General features: G+C 73.5%; 13 protein-coding genes and 6 tRNA genes. 9 read left to right on the top strand and 10 right to left on the bottom strand.

All coding sequences use genetic code 11. From position 1 onward, the window contains the following. Positions 1-85 precede the first annotated feature (85 nt). Both ACF059_RS22895 and ACF059_RS22890 read right to left on the bottom strand, forming a co-directional pair. Positions 86-157, bottom strand: a tRNA-Val gene (locus tag ACF059_RS22895). 46 nt (positions 158-203) lie between these two features. Continuing rightward, the gene (locus ACF059_RS22890) at positions 204-677 is read right to left on the bottom strand and encodes a TIGR02611 family protein (protein ID WP_392060037.1); all 474 of its coding nucleotides are present in this window, start codon (positions 675-677) and stop codon (positions 204-206) included. 189 nt (positions 678-866) lie between these two features. Here ACF059_RS22890 and ACF059_RS22885 point away from each other — a divergent pair, with 189 nt between their 5' ends. Beyond that, complete coding sequence (locus tag ACF059_RS22885) at positions 867-1,280, top strand: SsgA family sporulation/cell division regulator (protein ID WP_030011909.1); 414 nt, start codon at positions 867-869, stop codon at positions 1,278-1,280. A 199-nt stretch (positions 1,281-1,479) separates the two neighbouring features. Then, positions 1,480-2,100: a CGNR zinc finger domain-containing protein gene (locus ACF059_RS22880; RefSeq protein ID WP_361951836.1), complete on the top strand. Its 621-nt coding sequence runs from the start codon at positions 1,480-1,482 to the stop codon at positions 2,098-2,100. A gap of 230 nt (positions 2,101-2,330) precedes the next feature. Here the strand turns inward: ACF059_RS22880 and ACF059_RS22875 are convergent, their stop codons facing one another. Continuing rightward, the gene (locus ACF059_RS22875) at positions 2,331-2,759 is read right to left on the bottom strand and encodes a hypothetical protein (RefSeq protein ID WP_392060034.1); all 429 of its coding nucleotides are present in this window, start codon (positions 2,757-2,759) and stop codon (positions 2,331-2,333) included. Positions 2,760-2,935: 176 nt separating this feature from the next. On the opposite strand from ACF059_RS22875, the gene ACF059_RS22870 reads away from it, so the two are divergent. Further along, positions 2,936-3,430, top strand: a complete 495-nt coding sequence (locus ACF059_RS22870) for a DsbA family protein (RefSeq protein WP_361951831.1) — start codon at positions 2,936-2,938, stop codon at positions 3,428-3,430. 16 nt (positions 3,431-3,446) lie between these two features. Here the strand turns inward: ACF059_RS22870 and ACF059_RS22865 are convergent, their stop codons facing one another. Genes ACF059_RS22865 through ACF059_RS22855 form a run of 3 tightly spaced genes read right to left on the bottom strand, consistent with a single transcriptional unit; the run spans position 3,447 to position 6,287 of the window. Next, positions 3,447-4,289 carry a GNAT family N-acetyltransferase gene (locus ACF059_RS22865; RefSeq protein WP_392060031.1) on the bottom strand — a complete coding sequence of 281 codons (843 nt, stop codon included), beginning with the start codon at positions 4,287-4,289 and terminating at the stop codon, positions 3,447-3,449. 43 nt (positions 4,290-4,332) lie between these two features. Next, complete coding sequence (locus ACF059_RS22860) at positions 4,333-5,154, bottom strand: aminotransferase class IV (RefSeq protein WP_392060028.1); 822 nt, start codon at positions 5,152-5,154, stop codon at positions 4,333-4,335. 50 nt (positions 5,155-5,204) lie between these two features. Further along, on the bottom strand, positions 5,205-6,287 hold the full coding sequence (locus tag ACF059_RS22855; RefSeq protein WP_392060025.1) for a chorismate-binding protein: 1,083 nt from the start codon (positions 6,285-6,287) through the stop codon (positions 5,205-5,207). Between the two features lie 180 nt (positions 6,288-6,467). Here ACF059_RS22855 and ACF059_RS22850 point away from each other — a divergent pair. The 5 genes from ACF059_RS22850 to ACF059_RS22830 all read left to right on the top strand — a co-directional run bounded on the left by ACF059_RS22850 (position 6,468) and on the right by ACF059_RS22830 (position 6,951). Next, positions 6,468-6,540: transfer RNA gene (locus ACF059_RS22850), tRNA-Gly, on the top strand. 41 nt (positions 6,541-6,581) lie between these two features. Further along, positions 6,582-6,655 (top strand) — tRNA-Cys (locus ACF059_RS22845). A 1-nt stretch (position 6,656) separates the two neighbouring features. After that, a tRNA-Val gene (locus ACF059_RS22840) sits at positions 6,657-6,728 on the top strand. Positions 6,729-6,747: 19 nt separating this feature from the next. Then, positions 6,748-6,819: transfer RNA gene (locus tag ACF059_RS22835), tRNA-Val, on the top strand. A gap of 60 nt (positions 6,820-6,879) precedes the next feature. Further along, positions 6,880-6,951 (top strand) — tRNA-Val (locus ACF059_RS22830). A 243-nt stretch (positions 6,952-7,194) separates the two neighbouring features. Here the strand turns inward: ACF059_RS22830 and ACF059_RS22825 are convergent. Beyond that, complete coding sequence (locus ACF059_RS22825; protein ID WP_360887384.1) at positions 7,195-7,380, bottom strand: hypothetical protein; 186 nt, start codon at positions 7,378-7,380, stop codon at positions 7,195-7,197. 551 nt (positions 7,381-7,931) lie between these two features. Here ACF059_RS22825 and ACF059_RS22820 point away from each other — a divergent pair. After that, the gene (locus ACF059_RS22820) at positions 7,932-9,137 is read left to right on the top strand and encodes a serine/threonine-protein kinase (protein WP_392060022.1); all 1,206 of its coding nucleotides are present in this window, start codon (positions 7,932-7,934) and stop codon (positions 9,135-9,137) included. A gap of 49 nt (positions 9,138-9,186) precedes the next feature. Here ACF059_RS22820 and ACF059_RS22815 read toward each other — a convergent pair whose 3' ends face one another. From ACF059_RS22815 to cobT, 3 genes are all read right to left on the bottom strand, one after another. Then, the gene (locus ACF059_RS22815) at positions 9,187-10,008 is read right to left on the bottom strand and encodes an RNA methyltransferase (protein WP_366866806.1); all 822 of its coding nucleotides are present in this window, start codon (positions 10,006-10,008) and stop codon (positions 9,187-9,189) included. Between the two features lie 42 nt (positions 10,009-10,050). After that, positions 10,051-11,277 (bottom strand): uroporphyrinogen-III C-methyltransferase, encoded by a 1,227-nt coding sequence (gene cobA / locus ACF059_RS22810; RefSeq protein ID WP_361952277.1) that lies wholly within the window; start codon positions 11,275-11,277, stop codon positions 10,051-10,053. Between the two features lie 244 nt (positions 11,278-11,521). After that, positions 11,522-14,587: a nicotinate-nucleotide--dimethylbenzimidazole phosphoribosyltransferase gene (cobT, locus tag ACF059_RS22805; RefSeq protein ID WP_392060019.1), complete on the bottom strand. Its 3,066-nt coding sequence runs from the start codon at positions 14,585-14,587 to the stop codon at positions 11,522-11,524. Positions 14,588-14,736: the final 149 nt, after the last annotated feature.

The following is a 14,736-nucleotide window of genomic DNA, read 5'->3' as shown; positions in this document are numbered from 1 at the left end:
GAACGCGGAAGCCTCGGGGCCGCGAGAGGCCGCGGGAACGCCAGAGGCCCGGAGACGGTGAAAGTCTCCGGGCCTCTGGTCCGGGTGGGCGATACTGGGTTCGAACCAGTGACCCCTTCGGTGTGAACGAAGTGCTCTCCCACTGAGCTAATCGCCCGGACGCACCGCAAACATTACCGCATGTCAGCGGCGTCCCGTGACCATCACTGGTCCTTGAGGTTCCAGGGCAGGACGAGCCCGTACTTCCACAGGTAGAAGCCGATCAGGGCGCCCGCGATGACGAGGCCCGTGCTGGTCAGGATGAGGTTGCGGCGGCGGACCTTCGGGTCGAGCGCCTTCTGCGCGGCCTCGGTGACCTTGCGCTTGGTCCAGCGCAGCACGAGGTGCGCCCAGGCGAACTCGGTGGCCCAGATCGCCAGGCCCGCGAAGATCGCGACCCAGCCCGGGCCGGGCAGGACGAGCATGGCGACACCGGCGGCGATGACGGCGAGGCCGACGACGAAGACGCCGACCTGCCAGCTCAGGTGCAGGCCCCTGCGGGCCTTGATGAAGGCGGGTGCCTTCGACACGTGCGTCGCTTCCGTCTCGTCGTGCGTACGGGACGCGTCGGAGGCGGATGCGGCGGTGGAATCGTCTGATGCGGAATCGTTGGTTCCGCGGTCACTCCCCGTATTCATGGAGTCGAATCTACCGGAGCTTCGACCCGAGCTCGAAGCACACCGGAATGGTGCTTTGGATCCGCCGTCCGAGGGACCCAGAGGTCCGCAAAACGGTCAGAGGGGTTTACAACGGCACCGTAGGTGGCATGTCGATTTCGCCGACGTGCGAATCCCCGAGCGCACACTGAGCGAAAGGCCCTGGCGCTTATGAACACCACGGTCAGCTGCGAGCTGCACCTGCGCCTCGTTGTGTCGAGCGAGTCCTCACTGCCTGTTCCCGCGGGCCTGCGGTATGACACGGCCGACCCCTACGCCGTGCACGCCACCTTCCACACCGGCGCCGAGGAGACGGTCGAATGGGTATTCGCCCGCGACCTCCTCGCGGAGGGCCTCCACCGGCCCACTGGTACCGGCGACGTCCGCGTCTGGCCCTCCCGCAGCCACGGTCAGGGCGTCGTCTGCATCGCCCTGAGCTCACCGGAGGGAGAAGCACTGCTCGAAGCACCCGCCCGAGCACTCGAGTCGTTCCTCAAGCGGACGGACGCCGCGGTCCCCCCAGGGACCGAGCACCGGCACTTCGACCTCGACAAGGAGCTCTCCCACATCCTGGCCGAAAGCTGAGCCAGGCCCCCCACCGCCCGACACCGTCCGACTCGGGGCGACGGTGCCGTGCGGACAACCACATACGGCAGTGCCGGCGCTGTCCTCGCGGAAGCCACCCGCGAGGACGGCGCCGGTGTGCTGTGCGAGACCCGCTAGAGTCGGGCGGCAGTGGCGGCAGCGGTCCGTCGCCGCAGGCCCGGCCCCTGAGGGAGACCCCGTGCAGATCCCCCACGACACCCGACGCGCACTCGACGTCGTCGTCGCGCTGGTGAACACCGCGGCCGAGGCGGACCAGCCCGACGGGCTCTCGGACATCGGCGACCTGCGCTCCTTCGTCCAGGAATACGCGATCAGCGACGTCGGCGAGCTCGGCGCCCGCGATCTGGCCGGCGTCCGGACCGTGCGCGGCAAGTTCGCCCAGGTCTTCGCGGCACCGAACCCCCGCGCCGCGGCCGTACTGATCAACGAGCTCGTGGCGACGGCCGGCACGACCCCGCAGCTGACCGACCACGACGGCTACGACTGGCACGTGCACTACTTCGCGCCGGGCGCGTCGGTGGGCGACCACCTGGCGGCCGACGGCGGCATGGCGCTGGCCTTCATCGTGGTGTCCGGCGAACAGGAACGGCTCCGCCGCTGCGAGGCCCCCGACTGCCGGCGGGCCTTCGTCGACCTCTCCCGCAACCGCTCCCGGCGCTACTGCGACAGCCGGACCTGCGGGAACCGGCTGCACGTGGCCGCGTACCGGGCCCGGCGCAAGGAGGCCGACGCGGAGGCGTCAGAGCATGAAGAGGTCGTGTACGGCGCCGAGCAGCAGCAGGACGCCGATCACCGCTAGGAAGATCATCAGGGGTGGCTGGGAGAGCGCGAAGAGACAGCCTCGCGGCTCCTCGGCCACAGGGGCGGGTACCGGCGCGGGAACCGAGGGGTCGGTCGGTGAGGTCTTGACCATGTCGGGGCGATGATGACGCAGCCGGCCACCGTCCGGCCGTCAACACGCCACCGTCCGCGCGGTACTTCGCCCGATCTTGTGGACCTGCCCCGAAGGGCTGGACGGGCGGCCCCGGGTCAGATTCCGTGCTTCTTGAGGATGGCCTCGATGTCGGAGAAGTCGTCGCCGGGAGCGTCTGCGGGCGCCTTCCCGCGCGCCGCCGGACCGGGGCGTGCGTCGGCGGCGCCCAGCGACGGCGCTGAGGCACCCGGCGCGACGGCCTCCCTCCCGGACTCCCCCGCCTTGCCGAGGCGTCGGCGCTCGACGGCCCGGGTGGTGAGAAGGAGCAGCCAGGCCAGGGCCAGCAGTCCGAAGCCGGCCCAGACGGTCGGCTTGAACACGATCCCGGACACCCACTCCACCAGGCCCGTCATCACGAGGGCCACCGGCACGAGCGCGTACGCGGCGATCCGCGCGGCGGACAGGAAGCGCTTGCGGTAGGCGGTGAGCGCGGCGATGCCCAGGCCCGCCGCGGACACCGCGGAGCAGATGGTCTCGGCGAGCATGCGGTCCTCCGGGCTTTCGGCGGCTGGGCGGTCTCTCCCCCTCCATCCTGCACCGCCCGGCGCCGCACGGGCCAGGTCCGCGCGCCCCGCCGCGGGGATCTCCGGGACATCTGGGGGTCCGCCTCCTCCCCAGGTGCCGGTCGGCCGGAGCGGGCGGGGGCTGGGAGACTGTCCGCATGACCGATTCCGTGATCCTCGACGTCTGGTGCGAACTCCAGTGCCCGGACTGCCACAGCGCTCTGGACGACGTACGCGCCCTACGCGCCCGCTACGGCGACCGGCTGGACATCCGGCTGCGCCACTTCCCGCTGGAGAAGCACAAGCACTCCTTCGCCGCGGCGCAGGCCGCCGAGGAGGCCGTCGAGCAGGGGCAGGGCTGGCCGTACGCGGAGGCGGTGCTGGCGCGCACCGCGGAGCTGGGTGAGCGCGGCGAGCCGGTGCTGCTGGACGTGGCGCGCGAACTGGGCCTGGACGTGGAGGAGTTCGACACCGCCCTGATCGACGGACGGCACATCCTGATCGTCGACGCCGACCAGGCCGAGGGCAAGGCCATCGGCGTGAGCGGTACCCCGACCTACGTGATCGGAGGCGAACGCCTCGACGGCGGCAAGAGCCAGGAGGGCCTGCGCGCCCGCATCGAGGAGATCGCCGACCGCCTCCTCGCCTCTTAGCCGTCGGCCTGACGGCCTAGATCAGCTCCTTGACGGCGTTCACCGTGGTGTCCCGGTATCCGAGCGACGCGTAGAGCCGCTGGGCCGGGGTGTTGCCCTCGACCACGTACAGGCCCAGGTGGCGGCCGCCGGCGGCCAGCGCGGCGCGCTCGGCCAGCAGCATGAGGGACCGGCCGTGGCCGCGCCCGCGGTGTTCGGGCGCGACCCGGACGTCGTACACGTACGGGACGCCGCCGAGGCCGGGCAGGTCGCGTTGCCCGACCCAGACGCTGCCCGCGATCGCGTCCTGCGGCGTCCGGACCACGAGGAGGGCGGTGCCGGGCGTGTCCCGGCCGGCCGGCAGCATCCGGGCGTGCTCCGCGCGGGAGGCGGCCAGGCCCTCTTCGGCGCTCATGCCCGGGGCGACGAGGCGGGGGGCGTACTCCACCACGGCGAGCTCCAGCCAGGCGTCGAACTCGGCCTGGGTCATCGGGCGGCCGGTGGTGCCCTCGGGCAGTGCGGGCGGCTCGGCCGCCAGCTCCTTGAGCATGACGCGCCCGGTCTCCCGGTAGCCGAGGGCCGTGGCCATGCGCAGGGCGGGCGTCGCGTCGGCGGGTACCGACACGGCGACGCCGGTGCAGCGCCAGGAGCGCAGCACTTCCTCTGCGGCGAGCGCGGCGACCGTGCCGCGCCCCCGCCGGCGGTCCGGTTCGTCGATCCACAGGTTCCGGATCACGCCGGTCCGGGGCTCGGCGGCGGAGCGGGTGGCCAGTTCGAGGGCGCCGACGGGCCGGCTGTTGACCCGGACCTCATAGGCCCGGGAGCGGGTGCCGTCGCCGTGGTGCTGGAGCGGCTGTGCGGGCCGCAGGGTGGTGGTCATCACTTGGTGTTCTACCTGCCCCGCGGCCCCGCGTCACGGGTGTTCACGGATCCAGGTCCGCACCGGCCCTCGCTTCGAAGATCCGCATGACCTCGGCCGTGACCGGTCCGGGCGCCGTTCCCAGCTCGCGGGAGTCCACCCGCAGCACGGCCTGGGCGTCGCGCAGCGAGGAGGTCAGGAAGACCTCCTCCGCCTCGGCCAGCGCCTCGAAGGGCAGGTCGGTCTCCTTGGCGCCGGCCCATTCGACGACGAGCGCCCGGGTGATGCCGGCCAGGCAGCCGGAGGTCAGCGGCGGGGTGTGCAGTTCCCCGTCGAGCACGACGAAGACGTTGGAGCCGGTGCCCTCGCAGAGCCGCCCGACGGTGTTGGCCAGCAGCGCCTCGGAGGCCCCGGCCCGGTGGGCGGCGGCGAGCGCGACCACGTTCTCGGCGTAGGAGGTGGTCTTCAGGCCGGCCACGCCGGAGCGCTCGTTGCGGACCCAGTCGACCGTGACGACCTCGGTGGTGTCGGGGCGGCGGGGGGACGGCGCGGCGGCGACGACGAGGGTGGGCGCGGCGTCGCCGCGGTCGGAGCCGAGCGGGGAGACTCCCCCGGTGTAGGTGACGCGCAGCCGCCCGTGCTCCATCGGGTTGGCCTCCAGGACGGCCGCGCAGGCCCGGCGCACCTCGTCGTGGTCGGGATCCGGCAGGCCCAGGCCCCGGGAGGAGCGGGTCAGCCGCTCCAGGTGACGGGTGAGCGCGAAGGCCCGGCCGCGCTGAGCCTTCAGCGTCTCGAAGACGCCGTCGCCCACGGTCAGCCCGTGGTCCAGGACGGACACCTTGGCGTCGGACACGTCTCTCAGCGTTCCGTCGAGCCAGATTCTCATCGTGCGCCTCTCCTGTGGTGCCGTCGGCCGGTGGGGCCGGGGCCGGCGTCCTATGGTGCCGTGCGTCCTATGGTGCCGTTCGCCGCGCCGGAGGCGGTCGTCTCCCGGCCGGAGGCCACGCACAGCAGGCGGGCCGCCTTCAGCTCGGTCTCCGCCCACTCGCGGTCGGGGTCGGAGCCCCAGGTGATCCCGGCTCCGGTGCCGAAGAGCAGGCTGGGGCCGCCGGGTGCCTCGCGGTCGATCCAGAAGGTACGGATGCCCACGGCGAGCTCGGCGGTTCCCCGGTCGGCGTCGACCCAGCCGATCGCGCCGCAGTAGGGGCCGCGCGGGACGGTCTCCAGGGCCTCGATGATCCGCAGGGCGGAGGATTTGGGGGCGCCGGTGACGGAGCCGGGCGGGAAGGTGGCGTCGAGCAGCTCGGGCCAGCCGGCGCCGTCGGCGAGCTCGCCGCTGACGGTGGAGACGAGGTGGACCAGCCCGGGGTGCTCCTCGACGGCGCACAGCTCGGGGACGGTGACGGAGCCGGTGGCGCAGACCCGGCCGAGGTCGTTGCGTACGAGGTCCACGATCATCACGTTCTCGGCGTGGTCCTTGGGGAGCAGGTCGGCGACGGTGCGGCCGGTGCCCTTGATGGGGCCGGACTCGACGTGCCGGCCGGCCCGGCGCAGGTAGAGCTCCGGGGAGGCGGTGGCGATCTCCACGCCGTGCGCGGCCAGCCGAATCGTTCCTGCATAGGGCGCGGGGTTGCCGCGCGCCAGCAGCGCCGTGAGGGCGTCGACGTCGGCGCGGTCCGGGTGGGGCAGCGGCGCGGACATCACGCGGCACAGGTTGGCCTGGTAGACCTCACCGGCGGCGATGTGCTCGCGGATGCGGCGCACGCCCTCGACGTACGCGGTGCGGTCGAGCGAGGAGGTCCACTGGTCGGCATCGGGTCCGGTCCAGGCGCCGGGGACGGGCGTGGGGACGGGGTCGGGGCGCACGTCACCGAAGCGCGCGCAGACGAGCCGCCCTTCGAAGTCGGCGGACACCGCCCAGAAGCCGGTGGAGTCGAGGGCGCCGGGGTCGCCGGTGACGTCTCGGAGGTCGGTCGCGAGGAGGCCGCCGAAGCGGGCCATGGGGGGCAGGTCGTGCACGGCTGCGAGTCTATGACCGGTGACGCGGCGCCGCCGGTGCGGTGACGGCCGGGTGACCTGTGGTGATCGAGCGGCAGCACGCTGCGGAAACGCGTTTTTGAGCTGGCCCCGGAATCCGCTAGAGTTCAACACGTCGCCAGGGAGCGAAGGGGGAGAACCCCGGAGTGAACACGGTGACCTGCGGACGTAGCTCAGTTGGTAGAGCACCACCTTGCCAAGGTGGATGTCGCGAGTTCGAGTCTCGTCGTCCGCTCGAAGTGGGGGATTTCTTCCCGAGAACCCCTGCAGCTCCATGGTGGAGTGGCCGAGAGGCGAGGCAACGGCCTGCAAAGCCGTCTACACGGGTTCAAATCCCGTCTCCACCTCCAAGGACGATTAGCTCAGCGGGAGAGCGCTTCCCTGACACGGAAGAGGTCACTGGTTCAATCCCAGTATCGTCCACTGATCCGCAAGGATCCCCGCGCGATTAGCTCAGCGGGAGAGCGCTTCCCTGACACGGAAGAGGTCACTGGTTCAATCCCAGTATCGCGCACGCAGCACCTGCACCATCTGCACCACTTGTTCGACCTGCGGCTCCAGAGCCGTGGTTCCCGCGCGATTAGCTCAGCGGGAGAGCGCTTCCCTGACACGGAAGAGGTCACTGGTTCAATCCCAGTATCGCGCACAGCCCGAAGCCCCGGCCGTCTCCACGGCCGGGGCTTTCGCGTTCCCCCGTCCGGGCCAGCGGGCACGGGGACGACCATGGGGACGGGCCGGTGAGGAGTTCGAAAAGGGTGCTGCCCGTCCGACTCCCCAGTCGTACGGGCAGCACCCTTCACCTGCCGTCCGTCCGTCACGCCCCCGTCCCCACGGGGTGCGACGCGATGATGTCCGAACCCGGGCCGCTCTCCCGGGCCTGGGACGCCGCTCAGCGCCCCAGCATCACGCCTACGGACGACGCCTGTGCCGCCAGCTGATCGAAGCCTCCGAAGAGGAAGAGCAGTACGGCGGCCAGGGGGAGCACCATGGCCGCGGCCACCAGTGGGTGACGCGTGCCGGACTCGTGGCCGTTGAACGCGAAAGCCTTGCGTCCGTGCCGTGCGATGTCCGCCATGATCCTCTCCCTGTCGTCTGGAAGCGGCGGGCTGTTGACCTCGGGGGAGGGGCACGTCACCCGCCGCTTGTCCTCAACACTAGGCGGGCGCAACCGTCCTGGCCTCATGCCTTCGTACCCCTTGCCGGGCCTCCGGGAGGATGAGGGGACCTGCCCCGCGTACTCCCCTGGGTGGAGATCGCTCACCCGCTGTCGGGGTCTTCCCGGAGGGGATGACCGGAGGGTAGTGACTTCCCTCACTTTCGTCACTCCCTGTTGATGCGTGTCCGTCCACGGGAACGCGGGAAGATCGACTCGGGCCTGACCTGCGCACCGGCGCGCTTTCGCGCGGCCGGGGGCGCCTTCAGGCCCCAATCCCCTTGCGCCAAAGGCGGCTTGGGCCTGCGGCCCGACTGCCGGACGCCACCGGGGACTTTCGCTGAGGCTCCCTCAAGTGTGCTGTGCCGCACTGACGATCGAATCCCACGGCGAGGGCGCGGCCTCTGAGCGCGCATGCCGGATGGTCCGTAAGCTGTGCCAGGTCAACAGGACGACCGGTCAGCGGGGTGGACATGGCGATGATGCGGCTCCGGCGCGAGGACCCGCGTGTCGTCGGCTCGTTCAGGCTGCACCGCCGCCTCGGCGCCGGCGGCATGGGCGTGGTCTACCTGGGCTCGGACCGGCGCGGACAGCGCGTCGCGCTCAAGGTCATCCGGCCGGACCTCGCCGAGGACCAGGAGTTCCGCTCGCGGTTCGCCCGCGAGGTCTCGGCCGCCCGTCGGATCCGCGGCGGGTGCACCGCGCGGCTGGTGGCGGCGGACCTGGAGGCCGAGCGGCCGTGGTTCGCCACCCAGTACGTGCCCGGGCCCTCGCTGCACGACAAGGTGGCCGAGGAAGGCCCCCTGACGGCCGCGCAGATCGCCGCGATCGGCGCCGCCCTCTCCGAGGGCCTGGTCGCCGTGCACGAGGCGGGCGTCGTCCACCGGGACCTCAAGCCCTCGAACATCCTCCTGTCCCCCAAGGGCCCGCGGATCATCGACTTCGGGATCGCCTGGGCCACCGGGGCGAGCACCCTCACCCACGTGGGCACCGCCGTCGGCTCCCCCGGCTTCCTCGCCCCCGAGCAGGTGCGCGGCGCCGCCGTCACCCCGGCCACCGACGTCTTCGCCCTGGGCGCCACCCTGGCCTACGCGGCGACCGCCGACTCCCCCTTCGGGCACGGCAGTTCCGAGGTCATGCTGTACCGCGTGGTGCACGAGGAGCCCCATCTCCAGGGGGTCCCGGACGCGCTGGCGCCCCTCGTACAGGCCTGCCTGGCCAAGGACCCCGAGGAGCGCCCCAGCACGCTCCAGCTGTCGATGCGGCTCAAGGAGATCGCGGCCCGCGAGGCGCAGGGGCTGTCCGACGGGCGTCCGCCGGCGCAGCGGGCCCGGACCGAGCGGCCGACGGGGCGGCTGGCCGAGCCGTACGGGGAGCAGCGCGCGGAGCGCCGTACGGGAGCAGGCTCCGTGCCCCGGCCGCAGGGACAGGGCCAGGGCCAGGCGTCGCAGAGCGGGCCGCACTCGCGGCCCTCGTCCTCGCGCAACCCGCGGGTCCCCGGGGGGCCGTCCTCGCGCCCGACGGCGGGGCGTACGGGCGGCCGCCCGGCACCCCGTACGACGGGGACGGGGCGGCGGCCCTCGCGGCCCGACCCGAAGCTGATGCGGCAGCGGCTGATCGTGTTCGTCGTGGTGACGCTGATCGTGGCGCTGGGCATCGCGGCGGCGCAGAAGCTCTGACGCCCGTCGCCTGCGGGCCGCGCCCGGCTACTGGACGACTACTGAACGCCTACTGGCCGGCTGCGCGGCCCTGGGCCACCGCGTAGAAGGCCACCGCCGCCGCGGCGCCCACGTTCAGCGAGTCCACGCCGTGCGCCATGGGGATCCGTACCCACTCGTCGGCTGCGACCAGCGCCTGCGTGGACAGGCCGTCCCCTTCGGCCCCGAGCATCAGCGCGACGCGTTCCAGGGACTGCGGCGCGGCCACGTCGATCGGCGAGGCCTTCTCGTGCGGGGTGAGGGCCAGCAGCTTGAAGCCGGCCTCGCGCACCGAGTCCAGGCTCTTGGGCCAGGCCTCCAGGCGGGCGTAGGGGACGGAGAACACCGCGCCCATGGAGACCTTCACCGAGCGGCGGTAGAGCGGGTCCGCGCAGTCGGGCGACAGCAGTACCGCGTCCATGCCGAGGGCGGCGGCGCTGCGGAAGATGGCCCCGATGTTGGTGTGGTCGTTGACCGCCTCCATGACGACCACGCGGCGGGTCGTGGCGAGCAGGTCCCGCGCCGTGGGCAGCGGCTTGCGCTGCATGGAGGCCAGGGCCCCGCGGTGCACGTGGTAGCCGGTGACGCGTTCGGCGAGCTCGGGGCTGACGGCGTAGACCGGGGCCGGGAGTTCGTCGATGACGTCGCGCATGACGTCGACCCACTTGGCGGATAGCAGCATCGAGCGCATCTCGTACCCGGCGTCCTTGGCGCGTCTGATGACCTTCTCGCCCTCGGCGATGAAGAGGCCTTCCGCGGGCTCGCGCCTGCGTCGCAGTTCGACGTCGGTCAGACCCGTGTAGTCGCGCAGGCGCGGGTCGTCGGGGTCCTCGACGGTGATGAGATCAGCCACAGGGTGATACTGCCTTGTCCTGGGTGTGAAGCCAACGGCCTGTCAGGCGCCGGCGGGGGTGGAGCCGACGCGGACGACCTCGCCGATGACGATGACCGCGGGCGGCCGGACCTCCTCGGCGCGGACGCGTGCGCCGACCGTGGCGAGGGTGGCGTCCACCCGGCGCTGGGTGGCGGTGGTGCCCTCCTGGACGACCGCCACCGGGGTCTCGGGAGAGCGTCCGTGGCGCACGAGGGCCTCGGCGATCAGGCCGATCTTGTCGACGCCCATGAGGATCACCAGGGTGCCGGTGAGCTTGGCGAGCGAGGCCCAGTCCACGAGCGAGCGCGGGTCGTCGGGGCCGACGTGGCCGCTGACCACGGTGAACTCGTGGGCCACGCCGCGGTGGGTGACGGGGATGCCGGCGGCGCCGGGCACCGAGATGGAGCTGGAGATGCCGGGCACGACGGTGCAGGAGATGCCCGCCTCGGCGAGGGCCTGGAGCTCCTCCATGCCGCGGCCGAAGACATACGGGTCACCGCCCTTGAGCCGGACCACGGCCTTGCCCGCCTTGGCGTGCTCGATCAGCGCGTTGTTGATGGCCTCCTGGGCCATGAACCGGCCGTACGGGATCTTCGCGGCGTCGATGACCTCGACGTGCGGGGGGAGCTCGTCGAGCAGGTCGCGGGGGCCGAGCCGGTCGGCGATGACGACGTCGGCCTCGGCGAGGAGGCGGCGGCCGCGCACGGTGATGAGGTCGGGGTCGCCGGGGCCGCCGCCGACGAGGGAGACGCCGGGGGTGGACTTGTGGCGGTGGGCGGGGGCGGTGAGGGTGCCGTCGCGCAGGCCCTCGACGATCGCGTCGCGCACGGCAGCCGAGCGGCGCGGGTCGTTGCCCGTCAGCACGGCGACGGTGACGCCCTCGACGCGGCCGGTGGCCGGGGTCCAGGCGGTGGCGGCGGAGGCGTCGTCGGCGCGCACGCACCAGACACGCTCACGCTCGGCCTCGGCGGAGGCGCGCTCGTTGGCCTCGCGGTTCTGGGTGGCGATGAGCGCGTACCAGGCGCCCACGAGGTCGCCGTCCTCGTAGCGGCGGCGCTCCCAGCGGATCTCGCCGGTCTCGGCCATGGCGTCCACGGAGGGCGTGGCGGAGGGGGAGATCAGCAGGACGTCGGCGCCGGCCGCGATGAGGGCGGGGAGGCGGCGCTGGGCGACCTGGCCGCCTCCGATGACGACGACGCGGCGGCCGGCGAGTCGCAGACCGACGGGGTACGCGGGGTGTTCGGCCATGGCGGTGCGCTCCTGATGCGGCAGTCGTTCTGTCGTGCCGCTGCGGCTTTGGAGCGGCGGGGGTGCGTGTGCGGTTGTGCGGTGCGTGCGAGGTGCTGACGTGCGGCTTCTCGGTGCGGGTCCACCTTACGGCCCGGCGCGGGCGCGGCAGGGGCTGGGTTGCCGAGCAGCGGCAAATCCAGCCCCGCCGGCGTTTGAGGCGCGGGGTCCGGGGCGGAGCCCCGTGGAGGCGGTCCCGGCCCGGCTACTTCTCGGTGACGCCCGCGGAGTCGAAGGTGGCGACCTCGTGCATCGCGCGGGCCGCGCTCTGGACCAGCGGGAGGGCCAGGAGGGCGCCCGTGCCCTCGCCGAGGCGCAGGTCCAGGTCGACCAGCGGGCGCAGGCCGAGCTTGTTCAGGGCCGCCACGTGGCCCGGCTCCGCGCTGCGGTGGCCCGCGATGCAGGCCGACAGGGACTCCGGGGCGATGGCGCGGGCCACCAGGGCGGCGGCTCCCGCGCTGACGCCGTCCAGGATCACCGGGGTGCGCAGGGACGCGCCGCCGAGCAGGAGACCCACGATGGCCGCGTGCTCCAGGCCGCCGATCGCCGCCAGGACGCCGACGGGGTCCGCCGGGTCGGGCTGGTGGAGCTCCAGGGCGCGGCGTACGACCTCGACCTTGCGGGCGTGCGTCTCGTCGTTGATGCCCGTGCCGCGGCCGGTGACCTCGGCAGGGTCGACCCCGGTGAAGACGGAGATCAGGGCCGCGGAGACCGTGGTGTTCGCGATGCCCATCTCGCCCGTGAGCAGGGCCTTGTTGCCCGCCGCGACCAGGTCGCGGGCGGTCTCGATGCCGACCTCGATCGCGGCGACGGCCTCCTCGCGGGTCATCGCGGGGCCGGTGGAGAGGTCGGCCGTGCCCGGGCGGACCTTGCGGGGCAGCAGGCCGGGGGTCGAGGGGAGGTCCCCGGCGACGCCGACGTCGATCACGCAGACCTCGGCGCCCACCTGGTTGGCGAAGGCGTTGCAGACCGCTCCGCCGCCCAGGAAGTTGGCCACCATCTGGGTGGTGACCTCCTGCGGCCACGGGGTGACGCCCTGGGCGTGCACGCCGTGGTCACCGGCGAAGATCGCGACGGCCGCGGGCTCCGGGATCGGCGGCGGACAGACCCGGGAGAGGCCGGCCAGCTGCGCGGAGATGATTTCGAGCATGCCCAGGGCCCCGGCGGGCTTGGTCATGCGCTTCTGCCGCTCCCACGCCTCGCCGAGCGCCTTCGCGTCGAGGGGGCGGATGCTGGCGACCGTCTCGGACAGCAGGTCGTGGGGCTCCTCGCCGGGCAGGGCGCGGCGCCCGTACGTCTCCTCGTGGACGACCCAGGAGAGCGGCCGGCGCTGGGACCAGCCGGCCTGGGCCAGCTCGGGCTCCTCCGGGAACTCGTCGACGTAGCCGACGCACAGGTACGCGACGACCTCCAGGTGCTCCGGCAGGCCCAGCTCGCGGACCATCTCGCGCTCGTCGAAGAAGCTGACCCAGCCGACGCCGAGGCCTTCGGCGCGCGCGGCGAGCCAGAGGTTCTCGACGGCGAGGGCCGAGGAGTACGGGGCCATCTGCGGCTGGGTGTGCCGGCCGAGGGTGTGGCGGCCGCCGCGGGTGGGGTCGGCGGTGACGACGATGTTCACCGGGGTGTCGAGGATGGCCTCGATCTTGAGTTCCTTGAACTGCTTGGCCCGGGCCTTGGGCAGGGAGTTCGCGTACGCCTCGCGCTGCCGCTGGGCGAGCTCGTGCATCGTGCGGCGGGTCTCGGCGGAGCGGATGACGACGAAGTCCCAGGGCTGGGAGTGGCCGACGCTGGGCGCGGTGTGGGCCGCCTCCAGGACGCGGAGCAGGACCTCGTGCGGAATCGGGTCGGTACGGAAGCCCTTGCGGATGTCGCGGCGCTCGCGCATGACGCGCAGGACGGCCTCGCGCTCGGCGTCGTCGTAACCCGGCGCCGCCTCGCCTGCGGCGGGCTCGGCGGACTCGGCGGCGAGCTCGGCCACGGGGAGCGGCTCGGCCGCCTCGGCCGGATCGGCTTCCACGGGCTGCGCCGGCTCGGCCGCCGGGGGCTGTACGTCGGCGGGGGCGGGCGTGACCGGCTCCGCCGGCGCCTCGGCTACGGGCTCGGCCGACGGGTGCGCCTCGGGTACGGCTTCGACGGCCGCGGCCTCGGGGGCCACGGCCTCTGCCGGTACGGGCTCGGCGGGGACCGGCTCGGCGGGCGCCGCTTCGGCCGTCAGCGGCTCGGCGGGGGCCGCCACGGCTTCGGCCGCGACCGGCTCGGCGGTCAGGGGCTCGGCGGGCGCCGCCTCGGCCTGGACCGGCTCGGCGGGCAGGGACTCGACCGGGGCGGGCTCCGGCTGCACCTCGACGGCGACGGGCTCGGCTTCGGCTTCGGCTTCGGGGGCGGCGGCCTGGGCGACCTGCGCCGCGGGGGCGGCCTCGGGCTCGGGCTCCGCGGGCTGCGCCACGGGCTCGGCCGGGGGCTCCACGGCCTCCGGGGCCGCGGGGAGCGGCTCCGGCTCGGCGGGCGGTGCCGTCTGCTCGGCCGGCGCTTCGGGGGCCTGCGGCGCGGGCTCCGGGGAGGCGTCCGGCTGTGCCACGGGGGCCGCGGCGTCCTGCGCCACGGGCTGCGGCTGCTGCTGCTGGTCGGCGAGCGGGGGCAGCGGGGTCCACGGGGTGCCGGTCTGCGGCGGGATCTCGGACAGCTGCGGGCCGGGGGCCGCCGGGGTGTCCAGGTACTCGGGACCGGTGGTGGGCGGGCCGGGCTGGTGCACGGGCGTCGGCGCCGCGGCCGGGCCCCGGTCCGCGAGGGACCGTACGACCCCACCGGTCGCGTCGGGCACGGGCGGGCCCATGTGCAGCGGGCGCCGGACGGGGGCCGCGGGGGCCGCCGGGGCCGCGGCGGCGGGCGGCGGGACGACGAGTCCGCCGAGGTCGAGCGAGCCGGAGTCACGGCCGCCCGCCTCGTGGGCGCCCGCGCCGTAGGAGGGGAACTCGGGGTAGGCGGCCGGCTCGGTGTACACCGGGGCCTCGGGGTAGGCCTGCTCGGCGCCGTACACCGGGAAGGCGGGGGCCGGCGGGACGACCTGCGGGTCGCTCCAGGCGCCCTGGCCGCTCGGCATCAGCAGCAGTTCCTCGTCCTCCGGCTCGGCCGGGTTGTCCATGAGGTCCTGGAAGGCGTAGCCAGCGGGAAGGGGGGCGGGAATCTGGACCGGAGCGGGGACGCCCTGCTGATCCACCATGCCCGCGCTGTCCGGGTGATTCTCGCCCGGGACCTGGCCGGTGTCAGTCATGCTTACCCCTCGCCCATCGGTGTTGCCTCTTCGATCGCCCGGCCGCCCACGGGGCCGCCGGACGGAGTGTTCCTGCGGGGTTGGCGTGTGATGGAGTTCGCCTCGCATACGCCTTCACGACAACCAGTAAGCATTGTCGCGCCCGTTGG

The sequence above is a fragment of the Streptomyces sp. NPDC016562 genome, from assembly GCF_043076955.1.
Lineage (GTDB): Bacteria > Actinomycetota > Actinomycetes > Streptomycetales > Streptomycetaceae > Streptomyces.
This window is presented reverse-complemented; position numbering and strand designations above follow the sequence as displayed.